The sequence below is a fragment of the Actinomyces sp. Marseille-P3109 genome (assembly GCF_900323545.1).
In the GTDB taxonomy this organism is placed as follows: domain Bacteria; phylum Actinomycetota; class Actinomycetes; order Actinomycetales; family Actinomycetaceae; genus Actinomyces.
In genome coordinates, this window is sequence record NZ_OOHN01000008.1 from 1,212,556 (window position 1) to 1,232,445 (window position 19,890).

Genomic DNA, 19,890 nt, shown 5'->3' on the forward strand with positions numbered 1-19,890 from the left:
GCCCAACAGGCTGTCGCACGGTCCAGGGATTCGTATACGGAACTTGTGGTGGCTCTCTGCTCCTCCGTGACCAGGAACTGGCAGACGCTGCTGGAGTTCGCCAGGACGTTGCCGCCCGACGACGGAGCCGCTGCAGCCACTACAACCACGGCTACCATAGCCGCTCCCCCGCCTCGGCGCCTGCGCCAGCATCACACCCGCCTTACGCCAGCACAGAAGGAGGACATAATCACCCTCTACCAGCAGGGCGTGCCGGTGCGCGAGATCTGCCAGCGCTATGGCATCAGCAAGCAGCAGGTCAGCGACCTCCGCAATACCCGTGGAATCGCCCGTCGGCCGCGCGGCCTGAACGACGAGCAGAAGCGTCAGGCCAAGCAGCGTTATATCGCCGGCCAGTCCTGCGCCGCCATCGGCCGCCGCGCACTCTCTGGACTGCTGGGCAAGGCACCGCTGGGGTACCGCAACGTCCGCCGCCGCGACGAGAACGGGAGAGAAGTCCGTACCGTCGCCCTCGATAAGGAGCACGCACCGCTGATCCGGCTGGCCTTCCAGGAGTATGTGACAGGCAACTGGACGGTACGGACGTTGGCCGACCATCTCAACAATCGCGACCTCACCGTCCCACCAACAGCCCACAAACCGGCCACCCCGTCTCAGTCGAGCGGTTGCAGAAGTTGCTGCGCCACCCCCACTACAAGGGCGTTGTCACCTTCCAGGGCGTCGAGTACGCGGGACAGCACGAGCCACTGGTGGACGCTGCCACCTGGCAGACGGTGCAAGACATCCTGGCAGCCCACACCAACGGCGAGCGGCAACGCATGCACAATCATCATCTGAAGAGCACCATCGTTTGCCGCTTCTGCGGTGCCCGACGGCGCCTTCTACGTCTACTTCGACGTGTCGGCGACGGGGCTGTCCTCTGGGACTTCTGTGTGCGAGCACTGGAGGAGGCGCGGGTGGCCCTGACCCCGGGGCGCGACTTCGGGGTGGCGGCGGCCGGCACGCACGTGTGCCTGTCCTACACGGCCAGCCGGGAGGAGATCGCCCTGGGTCTTGAGCGGCTGGGCGGGTTCGTGGACTCTCTGCGATGAAACGCGGGCGCCGCGGGTCGCGCGGCTAGCATCGACGCATGCCGGCCAATCCGTACGTGCCCTTCCTGCCGCCGCACCACCAGCGCGCGGCCTCGCTGGTGCCTGAGTCGACGTGGTGGCGGTGGCACGGCCACCGTGTGCACATCGCGCGTGCACCCGACCCGGGGGCGCCGGCCCGAGTGCTGCTCATCCATGGGGCGGCGCCCCCGGGTATCGCCGCGCTGGTGGCCTCACGCGGCATCGACGTCAGCGCCGTCGACCTGCCTCTGTACGGGCGCACGACGTCACCGGATCCCGCGGCCGTGCGCTACGACGCCTGGGTCGACCTCCTCGTCGACCTCGTAGAGGCCGAGCGTGACCACCGTCCCCTGGTGCTTCTGGGCGCCAGCATCGGCGGCCTGCTCGCCTACGAGGTGGCGACCCGCTCGCCGTACGTGAGCGCGGTGGCCGCCACGTGCCTGCTCGACCCGGGGCACTGGCGCGCCCGGGCGCACATGACGCGTGCGGGAGCACTGGGCGTCCTGAGCGGGCCGTTGTCGGCGCTCGCCCGCGGAGGGCTGGCGCGCACCATGGTGCCGATGAGCGCCGTGGCGAACCTGCGGCGGATGAGCCGCAACCGCGCGCTGTCTCGTCTGTGCGCCGTCGACCCACGCGGGGGCGCCGCCAAGGTCCCCCTGGGGTTCCTCGCCTCCTACCTGCGATTCACGCACACCCCGCCCGAGCGCAACCGCACGCCGGTGACGCTACTGCACCCCGGCCGGGACTCGTGGACGCCGGTCGAGCTCAGCGCCCGGGTGCTGTCGCGTGCCGCGGGTCCGGCCGAACTGGTGGTGCTGCGCGAGTGCAGCCACTTCCCCATCGAGGACCCGGGAATCACGGATCTCGTCGACGTCGTCGCCGGCCTGGCTCGACGCCTCGGCTCGCGGGACGGTGCCTGAGGCTGCTGCGGGCGCGGCCGTTCGCGGGCGCGCGAGTGACGAGGTCACGCCTGTGGTGGACCCGGCCGGACTCGAACCGACGACCGACGCGGTGTAAACGCGTTGCTCTACCAACTGAGCTACAGGTCCAAGCACGGACGTTTCCGAGAGCACTCTTACCGTGCTCCAGGTGTCCGCACATGCAGTTGACGGCGCGGGCCGTCTCGGCCGACGACTCTACCGTCCCCACTACGCAGACCACTAATCATCTCCGTCTTTCGTAGAGCAGGGCGCCTCCGTCGGCCACGGCCCCTCTCAGCGTCCCCGACTGGAGACCCTGATTCCGCTCCAGTGCTGCCCCATCGAGGCAGCAGAGGTCGCGTGCATGCCGGCGGTCGCTGCCGCCTCCTCCACCTCTGCGGTCGGGACGGCCCCGGTGGTGCGCGCCTTGGGCGTCAGCACCCAGATGAGACCTGCGCCGTCGAGGTTGGCCTGAGCATCCACCAGGAGGTCGGTGAGGTCGTCGACGTCGCCGTCGTCATCACGCCACCACACGATGGCCGAGTCGGCCACGTCCTCATAGTCCTCGTCCACCAGAGTGGTTCCGGTCTCTGCCTCAACCACCTGCCGCAAGGTCTCGTCGACGTCGTCGTCGTAGCCGAACTCCTGGATGATGAGACCGGAGGCGAAGCCGAAAGCCCCACCCGCTGTACTCGCCACTTCCTCACACCGTCCTTCTGGGCTGCGCCCGTCTCTCGCTCGCCCCCTGCTGGGCGATGGGTACTAGCCCACCTCACCCAGTGCCGGCCGCGCAAGTGAACACGCTCTTCAGATTACCTTGAACTTTGCTTTGAACACTGTTTCGGGAGCCGCCGAGGGCTCCCCGACTCTCATGGCTCCCGGGATGCGGGATCCAACCCTCAGTCATGTGGCCCACACCATACGTGAGGTAGGACTTTCCTCCCGCCTGGGGCAGCGTCAGCACCGCCGCAGGTCGTAGATTAGGGCCATCGTCCACAGCGGCCTGACTTCAGCACCGTACGCCGATGCCTTTTTCGGTCCCACGGCGCGCAAGCGAGGCTCGGGCCCACCGCACAGACGCGAGGAAAGAGGATTCCGTGAGCCCCACCAGTGACTCCACGCCGCTCATTGACGGCCTCCTGACGAAGGTGACCGACAACGACCCAGAGGAGACCAAGGAGTGGCACGAGTCTCTCGATGCCCTCATCGCGGACAAGGGCGCCAAGCGGGCGCGCTACATCCTGCTGAGCATGCTGGCCCAGGCCCGTCAGAAGAACGTCACGGTGCCGGCCCAGATGACGACGCCGTACATCAACACCATCGATGTCGCCAACGAGCCCTACTTCCCCGGCGACGAGAGCGCCGAGCGTACCTACCGACGCTGGCTGCGCTGGAACGCCGCCGTCATGGTGACCCGGGCGCAGCGCCCTGGAGTCGGGGTCGGCGGGCACATCTCGTCCTACGCCTCGACCGCCACCCTCTACGAGGTGGGCTTCAACCACTTCTTCCGCGGCAAGGACCACCCCGGTGGCGGCGACCACATCTTCTTCCAGGGCCACGCCTCCCCCGGGAACTACGCCCGCGCCTTCATCGAGGGCCGCCTGAGCGAGGCTGACCTTGACGGCTTCCGCCAGGAGGAGTCCCGCCCGGCCGGCGGCCGCGGCCTGCCCTCCTACCCGCACCCCCGCCGCATGGAGGACTTCTGGGAGTACCCCACCGTCTCCATGGGACTGGGGCCCGCCGAGGCCATCTACCAGGCCTGGTTCGACAAGTACCTTCAGGGCGCCGGTATCAAGGACACCTCCCAGCAGCACACCTGGGCTTTCCTGGGCGACGGCGAGATGGACGAGCCCGAGTCTCGGGGCATGCTGCAGCTGGCGGCCAGCCAGCAGCTCGACAACCTCACCTTCGTCGTCAACTGCAACCTGCAGCGCCTCGACGGCCCGGTGCGCGGAAACGGCAAGATCATCCAGGAGCTCGAGGCCTTCTTCAAGGGCGCCGGTTGGAACGTCATCAAGGTGGTCTGGGGCCGTGGCTGGGACCAGCTCCTCGCCGCTGACAAGGACCACGCCCTGGAGCACCTCATGATGGAGACGCTCGACGGCGACTACCAGACCTTCAAGGCCAATGACGGCGCCTACGTCCGCGAGCACTTCTTCGGTCGGGACCCGCGTACCGCCGAGCTCGTCAAGGACTGGACCGACGACGAGATCTGGGCCCTCCAGCGCGGCGGCAACGACTATCGCAAGATGTACGCCGCCTACAAGGCCGCCACGGAGCACAAGGGCCAGCCCACCGTCATCCTGGCCCACACCGTCAAGGGCTACCTGCTGGGCGGCCACTTCGCCGGCCGCAACGCCACCCACCAGATGAAGAAGCTGACGGTGGACGACCTCAAGGCCCTGCGCGACCGGCTCCACATCCCGATCACCGACGAGCAGCTCGAGGCCAACCCGAAGATGCCGCCCTACTACCGGCCGGCCGACGACGACCCCTCGCTGCTCTACATGCTGGACCGGCGCCGTCAGCTCGGCGGTTTCATCCCCGAGCGCCGCGACGCCGGCATCGAGCTCGAGCTGCCGGGGGACAAGACCTACGACATCCTCAAGGGCGGCTCGGGCAAGCAGGAGGTCGCCTCCACGATGGCGTTCGTGCGCCTGCTCAAGGAGCTCATCAAGGACAAGGGCATCGGTCGGCGCATCGTGCCGATCATCCCCGACGAGTCACGCACCTTCGGCCTGGAGTCACTCTTCCCCACCAAGAAGATCTTCAACACCCAGGGTCAGAACTACACGCCGGTCGACGCCGACATGATGCTGTCCTACCGGGAGTCCACCTCCGGCCAGCTCATGCACACCGGCATCAACGAGGCGGGCTCGGTCTCCCTGTTCCAGGTCGCCGGCACGAGCTACGCCACCCACGGCGAGCCGATGATCCCGGTCTACATCTTCTACTCGATGTTCGGCTTCCAGCGCACCGGGGACCAGTTCTGGGCCGCCGGCGACCAGCTGGCCCGCGGCTTCATCATCGGGGCCACCGCCGGGCGCACCACTCTGACCGGTGAGGGCACCCAGCACATGGACGGCCACTCCCCCATGATCGCAGCCACCAACGACGCCGTCGTCACTTACGATCCCGCCTACGCCTACGAGATCCGGCACATCGTGCGTGACGCCCTCGAGCGCTGGTACGGGCCGGACTCGGGCCGCAACCGGGACGTCATGTACTACCTGACGGTCTACAACGAGCCGATCCACCAGCCCGCCGAACCGGATGGCGTCGACGTCGAGGGTATTCTGCGCGGCATCCACCGCATCAGCTCCGCCCCCGACGGCGAGGGGCCCGAGGTCCAGCTGCTGGCCTCCGGCGTCGGGATGCCGTGGGTCGAGGAGGCTCGTCGCATCCTGGCCGAGGAGTGGGGCGTGCGCGCCACGACCTGGTCCGTCACCAGCTGGAACGAGCTGCGGCGCCAGGCACTGGAGGTCGAGAAGGCCAACTTCCTGGCTCCCGACGCCGAGCGACAGGTCCCCTACCTGACGCAGAAGCTCTCGGGTGCCAGCGGTCCCTTCATCGCCACGAGCGACTACGACCACCTGGTTCCCGACCAGATCCGCGCCTGGGTTCCCGGCGACTACTACACCCTGGGCGCCGATGGCTTCGGATTCTCCGACACCCGCGCCGCCGCCAGGCGTCACTACCTCATTGATGCGCAGTCGGTGGTGGTCCGTGCTCTCCAGGCGCTGGTGGAGCAGGGGCGCCTGGACCGTTCCGTCCTGGCTGAGGCCGTGGCGCGCTACGACCTGACCAACGTCAACGCGGGCACCTCCGGGTCCCAGGGCGGAGAGTCCTGATCCCGGCCATGCGGCTATAGTTGGACACACTGACCAACTGCAGTGCCGGTGGAACGAGTTCTTCCTCGTTCCACCGGCACTGCCACGTCTGTCGAAAGAGGTCTTCCAGTGTCCCGATCCCCGTTCCTGTGCTCGGTCTCCCTTCTGGCCGCGTGTCTGCTCACCGTGTCAGGCTGCTCGATCGGCCGACCGCTCCTCGCCGGTCCGTCCTCCGCCACATCGAGCCATGCCCACAAGACCACCGCTGCCGACAGGGACGACGAGGAGCCCACGGACGAGCCGGATCTCACCAAGCCTCTTGACCAGATGGAGTACGGGAACTGCACGGCCTCAGAGGTACGCGAGTACGACGACGAATTGACCGACAACGATGAGGAGGACAATCGCGCTCAGGCGGAGGCCCAGGTCACCAAGGTTGTTCCCGCCTCCGAGCAGGTCAACGTCACCGAAGGCGAGCTCTCCACCGATCAGGTGGTCAAGGTCTCGGCCGGCGCACGGGACGTAACAATCACCGCAACAAACCTGGTGGTCATCATCGAAGGAGAGATCGAGTCACTCACCGTTCACGGGTTTGACAACACCATCTGGATCGAAGCCGCCACTAAAGTCACATTTGGATCAAGCGACGGCGACAATCTCAATTACGTCTTCTGGCGCTCCCGTCCGCCGCAGTCGAAGGTTGATCCGCAAGGTCTCAATGTGGTCGGTAAAGACGTCCACGCCCCGATCATTCGCTCCTGCAGCGTGCTCTCGTGACACGGTAGAGAACAAGCGGACTCCGCTATACAGGCGGAAGCGGGTCACCGCACTATCCGCAGCCCGATCGTCGAAGGGCGTGTCGAGTCAGTTTCCCGGCTCGAGCGCCGTCGGCACCGCAGGAGGGGTCGACGGATCGGATCCGGAATACACCTTCAGGTCACGGAAATGAGGACGCAGAAGATTCTCGGGGCTGAGAATCTCATCAAGAACCGATTCCTCGAGCAGCCCCATCTCCAGGACCACGTCCCGCACGCTGCGCCCAGAACGAGCGCACTCGCGCCCCACCAGGTCACCATTGTGGTGACCGATCACCGGATTGAGGTAGGTGACGATTCCAATCGACTCCAAGACGTTACGCCGGCACACCTCCTCATTGGCCTCGATCCCCACGACGCACAGCTCGCGCAAGGTCGACATTCCGCGAGTGAGAAGGTTGATGGACTCGAAGATGACCTGGGCGATCACCGGTTCCATGACATTGAGCTGGAGCTGGCCGGCCTCGGCAGCGAAGGTCAGTGCGACGTCGTTGCCAATGACCTTGAAGCAGACCTGGTTGACCACCTCCGGGATCACCGGATTGATTTTGGCCGGCATGATGGAGGAGCCGGCCTGCCGCTCAGGCAGCCTGATCTCCCCCAGGCCCGCACGAGGCCCGGACGACAGCAGCCTCAGGTCGTTGCAGATCTTGGACAGCTTGACCGCCAGGCGCTTGATAGCAGCGTGCATCGAGACGTAGGCACCGGTGTCGCTCGTGGCCTCCAGGAGGTCCTGCGCTCCTCGGACATCCAGGCCGGTGACCTCGCGAAGCCGGTCGACGACGGTCCGTTGATAGTCGGGCGGCGTGTTGAGTCCCGTGCCGATGGCCGTGGCGCCGAGGTTGACCTCCAGCAGCAGGGCCGCATTGTTGCGAAGCCTGCCGACCTCCTCCTCCAGGAGAACAGCGAAGGCCTCGAACTCCTGCCCCAGGCTCATCGGGACGGCGTCCTGAAGCTGGGTGCGTCCCATCTTCAGGACGTTGACCAGCTCGGCCCCCTTGGCGCGCATGGCGGCGATGAGGCGCTCGAGCTCATCGATGAGGGAATCGACGAGCGCGAACAGCCCCAAGCGGAATCCGGTCGGATAGGCGTCATTCGTCGACTGGGACTTGTTAACGTGGTCGTTGGGATTGACGATGTCATAGCGGCCCTTGGCGTATCCCAGGTACTCCAGCGCAAGGTTGGCGATCACCTCATTGGTATTCATGTTGACGCTGGTACCCGCTCCTCCCTGAAACTGATCGACCGGGAACTGATCCAGGCATCGTTCGGCAACCAGCACCTGATCACACGCCCATACGATGGCGCCCGCAACTTCCGGATCCAGGGCCCCAAGATCACTGTTTGCTAACGCCGAGGCCTTCTTGACCTGCACCATGCCACGAACAAAAGCCTCCTCATCGCCAACCACCGATCCTGAGATCTGAAAGTTCTCCATCGCCCGCAGCGTGTGGATTCCCCAGTAGGCCTCCAAGGGCACTTCCCGTGCACCAAGAAGATCTTCCTCCGTACGGGTTGCCTGCATCATCTTGAGCCTCCGAATCATCTAGTTGAGTGCATACGGGCACGCATCCATGCTGACACACGGTACGCACACGCAGGTCATTGCAGATTCACTCACCATGGGTTCCACAATGGTTACGCTATTGTAACCTGCCTAATCCGCGCAGCCTGGCCGACGCGCCACTCTTGGTTATCCCCGTATTTTCAACACAAACTCGTGTCGAATCACACGCCGCGCCAATCAAGAACCTACTGTCATAACGATATTCCAGTCGGTAACATCCACAGCATGGATGAGTTGAGCGCTCCGGGGGTGTCTGCACTGCGACAGGCGCAGGACACAATTATTGAACACTCACTGGACCGCATCAGTTCGGCCCACGATTTCTACCGAACTTTGCCGGAAGGATCCCGCGACCAGATCGCAGCGGTGGCCCGCCTGGGTGTCACGATGTTCGTCGACTCCGCGGAGAGCCCCTCCACCCCGCTGGTTCCCTCCCAGATCTTCTCCGTCGCGCCTGCGGCCCTGACCGGAGTCATCACGCTGGAGCAGACCCTGGCACTGGTGCGCACGGTCCTCGACGTCGTGGTCGACGAGGCCCCTCGCGCCGTCCCCGACGAGGACCATGACACGGTCCGCATCCTCGTCCTGACCTTTGGCCGCGACGTCGGCTTCGCGGCCGCTGAGGTCTACGCCCGCGCCGCCGAGGCCAGAGGCGCCTGGGACGCCAGGCTCGAGTCCGTCGCCGTTGACGCGATGCTCCATGACGATCCCCAGGACGCCGCCACCCGCGCCGGAACCGCCGGCTGGAACGGTACCGGGCCGGTGGCGACCATCGCCGCCAAGACCACCCTGGACGCACTCGGAGTCTCCCGGCTGCGGCATGAGTGCAGGAACCTCGCCAGCGACTGCCTGGTATCGGTGCGCGGCGACTCCGTGCTCATCGTCCTGGGAGGCAGCTCACAGGCCCATGCTCCGTCCTCCAGGCACTCCTCCTCAGGCTCTCGGGCTGAGAACGCCGAGCAGCTGGTGGATCAGGCGGCGATGCAGGTGGCGGGCGGTCTGGGCGGCTCCGCCGTCGTCGGCCCCGTGGTCTCGGGCATCTCCCACGCGGGCCGTTCACTGCGCTCGGCCCTGGCCGGGCTGCGCGCCCTGCCGGGATGGGCCGAGGCTCCCAACCCCGTCCACGCCGACGACCTCCTTCCCGAGCGCCTCCTGGCAGGTGACGAGCTGGCCGGGGAGCAGATCCTCAGCCTGGTCCACGCCCCTCTCCACGAGATGGGTGATCCCTTCGAGAGCACGGTGGCCACCTACCTGGCCCTGGGCGGAAGTCTGGAGGCCACGGCACGGAACCTGTTCGTCCACGCCAACACGGTGCGCTACCGGCTGGGACGGGTCAGCGAGCAGGTCGGCTGGGACGCGACCAACGCGCGCGACGGCCTCATGCTGCACATGGCGATCATCGTGGGTCGACTGGCCGTCGGCCGCGAGGACTGACCCGCCCACCTGGTCCCGGAGGCGAAGGAACAGCGGCTCGGTCCCGTGCTCGTCGCGCTGCCGATCCCCGCACCCATCCCACGCCCACCCACGTGACCGGCCCATCCACTCCGTCGGAGAGGGCCGGTCACGGCGTCTCGGTGGGACGCCGATTCCGGGAAGCTCACCACCGTCTGGGACAATGGTCTCACCTGCGGCACCGCCACCGGCGAACCGCACCGATCTTCCAACCACAGGGCCACAAGGAGCCACACCGGCCTCTTGCGGCAGCAGAAGGAGCCATCATGGCCGAGCAGAGCAACGACGACGTCCTGTCCGTCGTCACCCACATCGTCAGCGAGGAGTCCGGTGTCGATGTCAAGGACATCACTCGTTCCACCACCTTCGCCCAGGACCTCGACGTCGACTCGCTGGGGCTGCTGACAATCGCCACCCAGGTCGAGGAGCGCTTCGGTGTCGCTCTGGACGACTCCCTCATCCCGACGCTCCCCACTGTCGGAGCCCTGGTGGACCTCGTCAATACCAAGAAGGCCTGAGACGTCATGCCTCCGGCAGCGGTCTGCAGTCCCGGAGACGTCGTCGTCACCGGTCTGGGTACCGTCAACCCGCTGGGCGGTGACACCGACTCCACCTGGAGAGCCCTGCAGGCAGGCACCTGTGCGGTTCGCTCCCTCGAACCAGAATGGGCGGAGGAGTACGAGCTGCCGGTGCGCATCGGCGCTCCCCTGGCGATCGATCCTGAGGAACTGCTCACGGCCCGCCAGATACGCCGCCTCGACCGCGCCAGCCAGTGCGCATTGCTGGCCGCCCGCCAGGCGTGGGAGCACGCGGGCTCGCCGCAGGTCGCCCCGCAACGCCTCGCGGTGTCCGTGTCGCCCGGAATGGGGCCGGTCCTGTCCGTCATGGAGGCGTGGGACATCCTGCGGGACAAGGGTCCCAGGCGAGTCCTGCCGACGGCCGTTCCCGCTCTCATGCCCAATGCCCCTGCGGCGGCTGTCGGGATCGAGCTGGGTGCACGCGCTGGCATTCACGCCCCGGTGTCGGCGTGTGCCTCAGGCGCTGAGGCCATCGCCTACGGCGCGGACCTCATCGCACTGGGGCGGGCCGACGTCGTCGTGGCCGGCGGTACGGACGCAGCCCTCCACGCAATGACGGTGGCCGCCTTTGGCGCCATGAGGGCTCTGTCAACACGCAATGAGGACCCAGCGACCGCCTCACGCCCCTTCGCGCCGGACCGTGACGGCTTCGTCCTGGGCGAGGGCTCCGGGATCCTGGTTCTGGAGAGCGCCGAGCACGCCCTGTCCCGCAACGCACAGATCCTGGCCGTGCTCGCCGGCTCGGCGGTGACCGCTGACGCCTACGATGTGGCCCGCCCCGAGCCGTCTGGCGCGGAGCAGGAGCGGGCACTGCTGCTGGCGCTGGATCGAGCGGGCCTTGACGCCAGCGCCATCGGGCACGTCAACGCCCACGCCACCTCGACACCGGTCGGCGACGTCGTGGAGGCGGGTGTCCTGACCCGGACCACGCCGGGCGCGGCCGTCAGCGCGACCAAGTCCTCCACCGGCCACCTCCTGGGCGGGGCCGGTGGTCTGGAGGCCGTCTTGACCATCATGGCGCTGCGTGAGCGGTGGGCTCCGCCGACGCTTCTCCCAGCCGGGCTGGATCCGGAGCTGGACGGACTCGGCCTGGACGTCGTCGGACCGCAGGGGCGCCATCTGCCAGGGCTTGAGGCGGCGGCCAGCACCTCGTTCGGATTCGGGGGGCACAACGTCGCGCTCGTCTTCACCCGGGAGTAGGCGGCCGGCACCGGGTGCCGTCGGCTGTGACCCACCCGGCTGGACCTGGCCTGCCGCCGTCGGGCACAATAGCCGTGCATGCCGCGTACGTCATGACATGAGCCCGGTTGAGGGTCGAGACCGTTGGGGAAGGCGAATCTCGAAACCAACCAGGAGGCGATACTCATGATCGGTGCCTACACCCGCGGTGTACTTTTCGTGCATTCAGCACCTCGGGCTCTCTGCCCCCACATTGAGTGGGCGGCGGCCGAGGTGCTCGGTTCACGTGTCCACCTGGACTGGACCGAGCAGCCTGCGGCTCAGGGCATGATGCGAGCCGAGACCAGCTGGGTGGGCCCAGCCGGAACAGGTGCCAGCCTCGCCTCCGCCCTGCGCGGCTGGGCGAACCTGCGCTACGAGGTCACCGAGGAGGCGAGCGTGGGGACCGACGGCGGCCGCTGGTCCCACACCCCCGACCTGGGGATCTTCCACGCCCAGACGGATGTTCACGGCAACGTTGTCGTCCCCGAGGACCGGATCCGTGCTGCGCTCGTCTACGCGGCTGATCCCGCGAGGATGCGCCGCGAGCTGGATCTGGCCCTGGGGCAGGCCTGGGACGACGAGCTCGAGCCGTTCCGCTACGCAGGGGCCGGTGCGCCCGTACGCTGGTTGCACCGGGTGGGCTAGAGGCCCAAGGAACGCGGAACCGCCGCCTCATCGTCGCCGTCAGGTAGCACGGGTGGGGCAACAGACTTTCCAGTCTGTTGCCCCACCCGTCGTATGTCCTGAAGAGCCGTTACAGGCCCTGTGCGCGCAGCTCCTTCATCGCCTGAGCCCGGTTCTTACGGTCGAGGCGGTCCAGGTAGAGGCGCCCCTCCAGGTGGTCGCACTCGTGCTGGATACAGCGGGCCATGAGCTCCTCCCCCTCGACGACGACCTCCTTGCCGTCCAGGTCGGTGCCCTCGGCCCGGGCGTACCAGGCGCGCTCCGTGGGGAACCACAGCCCCGGCACCGACAGACATCCCTCGTCCCCGTCCTGGTACTCGTCCTTGGAGAGCTCGACGATCTTGGGATTGAGGATGTAGCCGATCTCGCCATCAATGTTCCAGGAGAAGGCACGCAGGCCGACCCCGATCTGGTTGGCCGCCAGGCCCGCCCGGCCGTCCTCATCGACCGTCTCGAGCAGGTCCTCCACCAGGGCCTTGACGGAGTCGTCGATGTCAGTGATCCAGTCGCACTCGGTGCGCAGGACCGGGTCGCCGATGATGCGGATGTCGCGGTATGCCATGGCGGCATCCTCCCATGACCCGAGCGGGAAGGTCATGCTTGGCCCATCGTGGAGCAGAGCACGTGCTGCACCGGAGCAGGATCAGTCGGACACCGTGATCATCGGCGCAGACTCCCCGGGAGACGGTGAAGGTCCAACGGGCCTCACAGTTCGCGTACGCGCTCACTCTCAAAGACCGGAACGCCGTCTACTGCGACATGTTCATGCCGATGACCCATACCGGAGAACGACGGAGCCCCAGCCGGTAGGACTGGGGCTCCGAGCGATGGGCTCCTGCGGCTGGACTCGAACCAGCAACCGTCCGATTAACAGTCGGATGCTCTGCCATTGAGCTACGCAGGAATGCGTTTGACGCGCAGTGAACTTTAGCAATATCCCGCAGCAACGTCGAATCCGGCAAATCGCTAGAAACGCTGCAATCCTTGGGACATCCTACCGTGTGTGCAGCCCCACACCCTCTCTGACGCGGTTCTCCAGCGCCTGAAGCGCTTCAGCATCCTCCTCATCTGAGACCTGGGACATCGTCGGTCGGGTCACGGAGTACAGGTTCCCGTCGGCACCGCGACGAACACTGGCCGTGGCGGCAGCACCACTGGGAAGCGTCGTTACGGTGCTGTGGACGATGGCGGCCTCCACACGTTGGCGCAGCGCTTTGGCGAAGGGAGCGACATCGGTGGAAGCGTAGGTGTTGCCGTCACGGGTCCCTGCCGGAACACTCAGGACGAGGTCGTCACGATCCAGGTCCGTCCATCGCAGGGTGAAGGCTCGTTCACCCGCGTCCCAGGAGCCCTGCTCCACCTCGTCCCAGGCGTAGTGCTCGGGCTCACTATGCCCGCTGAAGACGACGAGGGCGTCAGTGGTGGCCACTGCCCATGCGGAGCCGTCCTCGTCCAGAGGAACGGCCCCCAGAGCGGGCTGACGCAGCTGCTCACGCATCTCAAGGGGCAGCGTTCTAGCGGATCGGGCGGATGAGCCTCGACGACGTCGCAGGATCGGCATGTCGGCCAGGCTACCCGCCCAGCTTCCCCGAGTGGGCCGTCTGCAGGTGTCAGGTTCCCTGCCGGACGCGCATGCGGCGCTGCTCAAGGGCCGCGATCTGGGAGAACAGCTCGCGGTAGCCCTCATCCTGCGGGGACATCCGCCGGTGCCGCGAGCGCATCTCTACGAGCTGGCGGTTGATGCCCATGACGGCCAGGGAGCTGAGCACACCCTTGGCGTAGCGGTCCAGTCCCAATGCGTCCACCTCCGTGCCGCGCCCCCGGATGGTCGGCAATGGCAGGGGGGCCACGGCGAGCTCGGTGATGGCGGCCTCGACCAGGCCGATGGCGCCGTCGCGCACCTGCTGGAGCCAGCGCTGCGTGGCCCGGCGCTGCGCCTCCTGCTCCCCCATTCCTGCGCGCACCGCCTGCTGCACCAGCCCCGGCACCTCCCCAGCGCCTCCGGCGGCGGCGACGGCCTCGTAGACGGCTCGATGGGTGAGCTGGCCGAAGGAGTCGGCCCCCAGGTCGTCGGCACCAGCTCGGTGGGCCGCCACCGGGAACTGGATGATGACCGCCAGGGCCTCGCGTTCGAGCTGCTCCACGGGGTCGGTGACCGGCGGCAGGCCCCGTACCGGGGCTGCGGCGTCGGGGCCGGCGGTCTCGTCGGCGGGCCACTGGCCGCCGCGCCCCGCGGAGGGCTGTGCTCCGCGCCGTTGGGCAGCCTGGACGGCGCTGTGGACCTCGGCGTCGGGAAGTCCCAGCCACCCGGCGAGCCTGCGGGTGTACTCGCGCTTGAGCGCCCGGTCTCGGATACCGGCGACCACCGGCGCCGCTGAGCGCAGCCCGCGCACTCTTCCCTCGGAGGTGTCCAGGTCCAGGTGGGACAGGGAGGTGCGGATGACGAACTCGAACAGCGGCACCCGTCTGGAGAGAAGGCGCGGGATGCCCTGGTCCCCCTCCTTCATGCGCAGGTCGCAGGGATCCAGACCACCCGGATCGACGGCCACGAAGGTCTGGGTGGCGAAGCGCTGGTCCTCGGCGTAGGCGCGCAGGGCGGCCTTCTGGCCGGCGGCGTCGCCATCGAAGGTGAAGATGACCTCGCCTCCGCGGGCCTCGCGCCCCTGCCCGGTGACGACGCCAGCCGCGGGGTCGTCGACATCGCCCAGCAGGCGGCGCACGACTCGCACGTGGTCGGCGCCGAAGGCGGTGCCGCACGTGGCCACGGCGGTGGTCACCCCGGACAGGTGGGCGGCCATGACGTCGGTGTAGCCCTCGACAACGACGATGCGGTGGGAGCGGGCGACCTCCCGCTTGGCCAGGTCCAGCCCGTAGAGGACCTGGCTCTTGTGGAAGACGGGGGTCTCAGGGGTGTTGAGGTACTTGGGGCCCTGGTCATCCTCCGAGAGTTTGCGGGCCCCGAAGCCGACGGTCGCTCCGGTCACGTCGCGGATGGGCCAGATGAGGCGGCCCCGGAAGCGGTCGTAGACACGGCGCCCGTCCTGTCCGCCCCGGCTGCACAGCCCGGAGTCGACCAGCTCGGCCTCGGTGTAGCCGGCACTGCGAAGGTGGCGGGCGAGGTTGTCCCAACCGGTGGGGGCGTAGCCGACGCCGAAGTGCGCGGCGGCATGGCGGTCGAAGCCCCGGGAGGTCAGGAAGTCGCGGCCCGCCTGGGCCTCCGGGGTGGCGAGCTGCTCGCGGAACCAGGCCTCGGCCAGCCGGTTGGCGTCCATGAGTCGCTGGCGGGTCCCCGGTTCCACTCCTCGCCGGACCGCGCCGCCCTCCTCGTAGCGCAGCTGCACCCCGGTGCGGTCCGCCAGATACTCGACGGCCTCAGCGAAACCGAGGTGGTTGATCTTCTCGATGAAGGTGATGACGTCCCCGCCCTCACCGCAACCGAAGCAGTGCCAGTAGCCCAGCTGGGGGCGGACGTGGAAGGAGGGGGTGCGCTCGTCGTGGAAGGGGCACAGCCCCTTGAGGGAACCGACCCCGGCGCTCTTGAGGGTGACGTGCTCGCCGACGACGTCCTCAATCCGGGCACGCTCGCGCACTGCCTCGATGTCCTCGCGCCTGATCAGTCCCGCCACAGGGCCATGGTAGGCGAGGCGGCCGGCATCCCGGGAAGGTGGTTGCGGCACCCCCTGCTACACCGCAGAGAACATGCCGCACAGCCGGGCGTGCCAAGCGCGCGCGGAGGTGTCCGTCAGCGCGGCGATCTGATCGACGACCACTCGCAGACGCGCGTCATCGTCCTCAGCCTGGTGCCAGGCATCGGTCAGGACGGAGTCGATGGCCTTCCCGTTACCCGTCATGAGGGCGTCGGCCAGGTCGAAGATGAGGGTGCGCTGGCGCATGTAGACCGGTTCGTGCTCACGCGGCTCCATGACGTAGCGCACGGCGATTCCTTTGAGCAGGAGGATCTCCGCTGCGGTCTCCTCGGGGATGACGAGCTCGGCCTCGTACCGGGTCAGGGGTCCGCTGCCGTAGGTCTGACGGGTCGAGGTGGCGACCGCTGAGACGAAGCGGCCGATGATCTCGCTGGTGAGGTTCTTCAAGTGTGCGGCGTCGGCCACCGTGCCGTGGTAGGAGCGGATCCAGTAGGGCTGAGCGGACAGCCTGTCGAAGGCCGCCCCCAGGGCATCGGCGCTGAGGTCGTTGCCGTACCAAGCCCGGGTGGCCTCGAGCAGCTCATCGACCTCGCGCGGCTCGGTCAGGCAGGCCGGGTCCAAGCGCCCCAGGGCGATGGCGTCCTCGACGTCGTGGACGGAGTAGCCGACGTCGTCGGACAGGTCCATGATCTGGGCCTCGATGCAGCGTCTGCCCTCCGGCGCCCCCTGACGCATCCAGGTGAAGATCTCTGCGTCGTCCTCGTAGGCGGAGTACTTGCGCGCGCTGCGCCCGCCCGGCCCACCCGGTCCCCGCCCCTTGAGCCAGGGGTACTTGGCGACGGCGTCGAGGCTGGCCCGGGTGAGGTTGACGCCGACCGCTCGTCCGGACTCGGCAAGGGTCTTGGGCTCCAGTCTGGTGAGAATCCGGAAGGTCTGGGCATTGCCCTCGAAGCCCCCGATCTGGCGAGCGACGACGTCGAGCGCCTTCTCCCCGTTGTGCCCGTATGGCGGATGGCCCAGGTCGTGGGACAGACAGGCTGCGTCCACGACGTCGGGATCGCATCCCAGCGCCTGGCCGAGCGCACGCCCCACCTGCGCCACCTCAAGGGAGTGGGTGAGCCTGGTGCGCACGAAGTCGTCGGCCGACGGCCCTAGGACCTGGGTCTTGGCGCCCAGGCGACGCAGCGCCGAGGAGTGCAGGACCCGGGCCCGGTCACGTTCAAAAGGAGTGCGCTGGGGATTCTTCGCCTGCTCGTGAACAAAGCGCTCGGCGTCCTCAGATCGGTACCCGGCCGGCCCAAGTCCTCCGTTTCCATCGAGACGCACAGGCTCGGATCCAGAATGCTGCACTGACATGGTCACAAGGTAACGCAGAAGCGGGTTACGATGGACGTCACCATTGCGACGCCTCCGACACCGTCTCAAGGGAGCAACGGCATCCGATCTCCTCAGTATGTGGTCGCCACACACCCTCGAGACACCGACGAAGCACTCTTGGGAGTGACGCTCCTGGGCGCGAGCCCGACGGAAGGGAGACACCTGCCGTGACCACGACCACCACCCTCGTCCACCGGCCCTACGACGGTCCGGAGGAGTGGTGGCGCCACGCGCTGGTTTACGAGGTCCCGTCGCCGGCCCTGGGAGCCGCCGATCTAGAACACACGGATCCTATTATCGAGCACGCCCTGCACCTGGGAATGGACGCGGTTCTCATCCGTCCGAGCCTGCTTGACGTCGGCTCCGAGCTGGACTCGATCCGCCGGTTCATCGATAACGCGCGCGCCCTGGGGCTGCGCACCGTCGTGCGCGTCTCCGGCGCGCTCGGGCCGATCACGGGTCCCCATGCACGGCGGACCACCGGCTTCATCACGGGCCTGGAGGGCCCGGGCGATGACCTGCTGCGCCGCTCGGAGGCCTATCTGCAAGCCGGTGCGGCCGGCATCGACCTGGGCACGATCGTGCCTCCTCAGGTCGCCAGCGAGACCCGGCTGGACCGCCTGAGCGCCCACTTCGCCATGCTGCACGGCCAGCTGGCCGAGTACGTGGAGAACGGCATCGTCGGTGCCGACGTGACCGCCGACTACCCGGACTCGCTACGCCACCACCTCCAGGACGACTGGGTGCACCACCTGCGTGACGACTGCCTGACCCTGACGCGCTGGAACGCCGAGTCGCTCACCGCCCACCTGACACGGTCCTTGGACGAGCACGACCGCTTCGGGGCACCGCCCACCTGGCGTTTCCTGCCTCCCCACATCCTGTCCGAGCAGCTGGACCCGGGGGACGGACAGCGCTGGTACTCCGTCGACCACGACGAACGGCTGCTTCGGGGGTTGGCGCTGCAGGCCATGATGCTGGCGCTGCCCGGCTCGCTCTACCTGCGCCAGGGTGATGAGATCGCCCTGTCCGACGCCGACAAGCCGACCACTCCCCTGGAGCTGGCCAGCATGGTGGCCGAGCACGCTCAGGCACAGTCCTCGCAGTTCGGTTCTCCCGCCGCGACCGTGCGGCACGCGGCTCATGTGCGGGACGAGTACAACCTGGCGTGCGCCCCCATGGCCTTCGTCACCGGCCTGGAGTGGTGCCCGCCTGAGGCCCTGGTCTTCCTGGTGCGCGGCGTTCTGGTCGTCGTCAACACCTCCGACTCCCCAATCATCCTGTCAGCCGAGGCGAAGGTGCTGCTGTCGTCTCAGCCCCTGCGACAGGACCAGGGACGCCTACTCGTCCCTCCGACGACGACGACCTGGCTGGAAGCCGTCACTGTGGCGTAGAACATTCGAACGCAGAATTCATTCAACTATTTCGATCACTGCAACAGCCAGTTAAATCGTGGCGCCAGGCAGGGGAAGACAGCGAGGGATCAGGATCTGCGACCGGGGAGCTGCCACTCCTGATTCACGTAAACAGTGCGTGATCTGCGATGATTGCGAATGGAGGCCCGGGCGGCGAGCCACCGATGGTTCCCGCCAAGAGGCCCCTGTACCCTCACTGATCCTCGTAGGATTCACTCATGCCACAGCGACTCACCCTCACCGACATCGCCGATCAGGCCGGTGTCTCCACCGCCACCGTCTCGCGTGTGCTCAACGGAAAGTCCAATGTGGCCGACTCGACTCGTCGGCAGGTGCTGGCAGCGCTCGACATCCTGGGCTATGAACGGCCCGAGTCCGTGCACCAGGCCTCCCGGGGACTCATGGGACTCATCGTGCCCGAGCTGAGCAACCCGATCTTTCCTTTGTTCGCCCAACAGATCGAGCAGCTCCTGGCCCCCTCCGGGCACACTCCCCTGCTGTGCACGCAGACGCCCGGTGGGATCAGCGAGGACGAGTACATCGAGATGCTGGTGGACCGCGGCGTCGCGGGAATCATCTTCGTCTCCGGGCGTCACGCGGACACCACCGGTGACGTCACCCGCTACCAGCGTCTGCGCGAGCGCGGCGTCCCCCTGGTGACGGTCAACGGCAACGCCCCGACCATCAAGGCCCCGGGCTTCGCCACCGACGACCGTCGAGCCACCCACATCGCGGTGGACCATCTCATCGCCCTAGGACATCGACGTATCGGACTGGCCATGGGGCCGATGCGCATGGTGCCGGCTCAGCGCAAGCGCTCCGGATACGAGGACGCCATGAGCAAGGCCCTGCCCGACGAGCCGCTGCGGATCGTGGAGACGCTCTATACCTACGAGGGAGGCGTCAGTGCGGCGCTGCACCTGCTCGAGCAGGGGTGCACCGGCATCGTGTGCTCCTCGGACGTCATGGCACTTGGCGCCGTTGAGGGCGTGCGCCAGACCGGCAGGTCCGTGCCGCAGGACGTCTCCGTCATCGGCTACGACGACTCGCCGCTCATCCCGATGACCGACCCACCGCTGACGACGGTGCGTCAGCCCGTGGACGCCATCTGCCGGGCCGCCGTGTCCACGCTGCTCACGCAGCTCGACGGTGAACGGCCGGCCGACACTGAGATGCTGTTCGCCCCCGACCTCATCATGCGCGACTCGACCGCCACGGCTCCGACCGTCTGACCCGTCCTGCGCTCCACGGGGGGCAGCGCAGGGGCAGCGACGG

The 19,890-nt window shown here is 67.5% G+C and carries 15 protein-coding genes, 2 tRNA genes and 3 pseudogenes; 12 read left to right on the plus strand and 8 right to left on the minus strand.

Going from position 1 to position 19,890, the window contains the following annotated elements; all coding sequences use genetic code 11:
• Positions 1–66 precede the first annotated feature (66 nt).
• The 4 genes and pseudogenes from BQ8008_RS13910 to BQ8008_RS05495 form a co-directional block, all read left to right on the plus strand.
• A pseudogene (locus tag BQ8008_RS13910) lies at positions 67–315 on the plus strand (helix-turn-helix domain-containing protein); the annotation flags it as partial.
• 359 nt (positions 316–674) lie between these two features.
• Positions 675–731 (plus strand): annotated as a pseudogene (locus BQ8008_RS13975) (hypothetical protein); the annotation flags it as partial.
• A gap of 133 nt (positions 732–864) precedes the next feature.
• Positions 865–1,091, plus strand: a pseudogene (locus tag BQ8008_RS13655) (aminotransferase); the annotation flags it as partial.
• Between the two features lie 38 nt (positions 1,092–1,129).
• Positions 1,130–2,029 carry an alpha/beta fold hydrolase gene (locus BQ8008_RS05495; RefSeq protein WP_108833138.1) on the plus strand — a complete coding sequence of 300 codons (900 nt, stop codon included), beginning with the start codon at positions 1,130–1,132 and terminating at the stop codon, positions 2,027–2,029.
• Between the two features lie 53 nt (positions 2,030–2,082).
• Here BQ8008_RS05495 and BQ8008_RS05500 read toward each other — a convergent pair.
• Both BQ8008_RS05500 and BQ8008_RS05505 read right to left on the minus strand, forming a co-directional pair.
• Positions 2,083–2,158: transfer RNA gene (locus BQ8008_RS05500), tRNA-Val, on the minus strand.
• A 165-nt stretch (positions 2,159–2,323) separates the two neighbouring features.
• The gene (locus BQ8008_RS05505) at positions 2,324–2,728 is read right to left on the minus strand and encodes a DUF3052 family protein (protein ID WP_076131796.1); all 405 of its coding nucleotides are present in this window, start codon (positions 2,726–2,728) and stop codon (positions 2,324–2,326) included.
• A gap of 398 nt (positions 2,729–3,126) precedes the next feature.
• On the opposite strand from BQ8008_RS05505, the gene aceE reads away from it, so the two are divergent.
• Both aceE and BQ8008_RS05515 read left to right on the plus strand, forming a co-directional pair.
• The gene (gene aceE, locus BQ8008_RS05510) at positions 3,127–5,880 is read left to right on the plus strand and encodes a pyruvate dehydrogenase (acetyl-transferring), homodimeric type (RefSeq protein ID WP_108833139.1); all 2,754 of its coding nucleotides are present in this window, start codon (positions 3,127–3,129) and stop codon (positions 5,878–5,880) included.
• 108 nt (positions 5,881–5,988) lie between these two features.
• The gene (locus BQ8008_RS05515; RefSeq protein WP_108833140.1) at positions 5,989–6,636 is read left to right on the plus strand and encodes a DUF3060 domain-containing protein; all 648 of its coding nucleotides are present in this window, start codon (positions 5,989–5,991) and stop codon (positions 6,634–6,636) included.
• Between the two features lie 87 nt (positions 6,637–6,723).
• Here the strand turns inward: BQ8008_RS05515 and aspA are convergent, their stop codons facing one another.
• The gene (aspA, locus tag BQ8008_RS05520) at positions 6,724–8,202 is read right to left on the minus strand and encodes an aspartate ammonia-lyase (protein WP_108833141.1); all 1,479 of its coding nucleotides are present in this window, start codon (positions 8,200–8,202) and stop codon (positions 6,724–6,726) included.
• 264 nt (positions 8,203–8,466) lie between these two features.
• Between aspA and BQ8008_RS05525 the strand changes: the two genes are divergently transcribed.
• From BQ8008_RS05525 to BQ8008_RS05540, 4 genes are all read left to right on the plus strand, one after another.
• Positions 8,467–9,675 (plus strand): PucR family transcriptional regulator, encoded by a 1,209-nt coding sequence (locus BQ8008_RS05525; protein WP_199907940.1) that lies wholly within the window; start codon positions 8,467–8,469, stop codon positions 9,673–9,675.
• A gap of 284 nt (positions 9,676–9,959) precedes the next feature.
• Complete coding sequence (locus BQ8008_RS05530) at positions 9,960–10,211, plus strand: acyl carrier protein (protein WP_108833143.1); 252 nt, start codon at positions 9,960–9,962, stop codon at positions 10,209–10,211.
• Positions 10,212–10,217: 6 nt separating this feature from the next.
• Positions 10,218–11,471 (plus strand): beta-ketoacyl-[acyl-carrier-protein] synthase family protein, encoded by a 1,254-nt coding sequence (locus tag BQ8008_RS05535; protein ID WP_108833144.1) that lies wholly within the window; start codon positions 10,218–10,220, stop codon positions 11,469–11,471.
• A 165-nt stretch (positions 11,472–11,636) separates the two neighbouring features.
• Positions 11,637–12,137, plus strand: a complete 501-nt coding sequence (locus BQ8008_RS05540) for a DUF3145 domain-containing protein (RefSeq protein ID WP_108833145.1) — start codon at positions 11,637–11,639, stop codon at positions 12,135–12,137.
• Between the two features lie 109 nt (positions 12,138–12,246).
• On the opposite strand, the gene def is transcribed toward BQ8008_RS05540, so the two are convergent.
• The 5 genes from def to BQ8008_RS05565 form a co-directional block, all read right to left on the minus strand.
• Positions 12,247–12,738: a peptide deformylase gene (gene def, locus BQ8008_RS05545; protein ID WP_108834711.1), complete on the minus strand. Its 492-nt coding sequence runs from the start codon at positions 12,736–12,738 to the stop codon at positions 12,247–12,249.
• Between the two features lie 270 nt (positions 12,739–13,008).
• Positions 13,009–13,080, minus strand: a tRNA-Asn gene (locus BQ8008_RS05550).
• 90 nt (positions 13,081–13,170) lie between these two features.
• Positions 13,171–13,737, minus strand: coding sequence for a hypothetical protein (locus BQ8008_RS05555; RefSeq protein ID WP_108833146.1), 567 nt, complete (start codon positions 13,735–13,737; stop codon positions 13,171–13,173).
• 49 nt (positions 13,738–13,786) lie between these two features.
• On the minus strand, positions 13,787–15,802 hold the full coding sequence (gene dnaG / locus BQ8008_RS05560) for a DNA primase (RefSeq protein ID WP_108833147.1): 2,016 nt from the start codon (positions 15,800–15,802) through the stop codon (positions 13,787–13,789).
• 57 nt (positions 15,803–15,859) lie between these two features.
• The gene (locus BQ8008_RS05565; RefSeq protein WP_108834713.1) at positions 15,860–17,179 is read right to left on the minus strand and encodes a deoxyguanosinetriphosphate triphosphohydrolase; all 1,320 of its coding nucleotides are present in this window, start codon (positions 17,177–17,179) and stop codon (positions 15,860–15,862) included.
• A 188-nt stretch (positions 17,180–17,367) separates the two neighbouring features.
• On the opposite strand from BQ8008_RS05565, the gene BQ8008_RS05570 reads away from it, so the two are divergent.
• Both BQ8008_RS05570 and BQ8008_RS05575 read left to right on the plus strand, forming a co-directional pair.
• Positions 17,368–18,594: a glycosidase gene (locus tag BQ8008_RS05570; protein WP_108833148.1), complete on the plus strand. Its 1,227-nt coding sequence runs from the start codon at positions 17,368–17,370 to the stop codon at positions 18,592–18,594.
• A gap of 239 nt (positions 18,595–18,833) precedes the next feature.
• The gene (locus tag BQ8008_RS05575; RefSeq protein ID WP_108833149.1) at positions 18,834–19,847 is read left to right on the plus strand and encodes a LacI family DNA-binding transcriptional regulator; all 1,014 of its coding nucleotides are present in this window, start codon (positions 18,834–18,836) and stop codon (positions 19,845–19,847) included.
• The last annotated feature ends 43 nt before the right edge of the window (positions 19,848–19,890 follow it).

Excerpts from the sequence above, each read along its gene's own strand:
- BQ8008_RS05525 (WP_199907940.1), top strand. The coding sequence starts at position 8,467 with ATGGATGAGTTGAGCGCTCCGGGGGTGTCTGCACTGCGACAGGCGCAG.
- BQ8008_RS05495 (WP_108833138.1), top strand. The coding sequence starts at position 1,130 with ATGCCGGCCAATCCGTACGTGCCCTTCCTGCCGCCGCACCACCAGCGC.
- BQ8008_RS05540 (WP_108833145.1), top strand. The coding sequence starts at position 11,637 with ATGATCGGTGCCTACACCCGCGGTGTACTTTTCGTGCATTCAGCACCT.
- BQ8008_RS05555 (WP_108833146.1), bottom strand. The coding sequence starts at position 13,737 with ATGCCGATCCTGCGACGTCGTCGAGGCTCATCCGCCCGATCCGCTAGA.
- aspA (WP_108833141.1), bottom strand. The coding sequence starts at position 8,202 with ATGATGCAGGCAACCCGTACGGAGGAAGATCTTCTTGGTGCACGGGAA.
- def (WP_108834711.1), bottom strand. The coding sequence starts at position 12,738 with ATGGCATACCGCGACATCCGCATCATCGGCGACCCGGTCCTGCGCACC.
- BQ8008_RS05530 (WP_108833143.1), top strand. The coding sequence starts at position 9,960 with ATGGCCGAGCAGAGCAACGACGACGTCCTGTCCGTCGTCACCCACATC.
- BQ8008_RS05575 (WP_108833149.1), top strand. The coding sequence starts at position 18,834 with ATGCCACAGCGACTCACCCTCACCGACATCGCCGATCAGGCCGGTGTC.
- BQ8008_RS05565 (WP_108834713.1), bottom strand. The coding sequence starts at position 17,179 with ATGTCAGTGCAGCATTCTGGATCCGAGCCTGTGCGTCTCGATGGAAAC.
- BQ8008_RS05535 (WP_108833144.1), top strand. The coding sequence starts at position 10,218 with ATGCCTCCGGCAGCGGTCTGCAGTCCCGGAGACGTCGTCGTCACCGGT.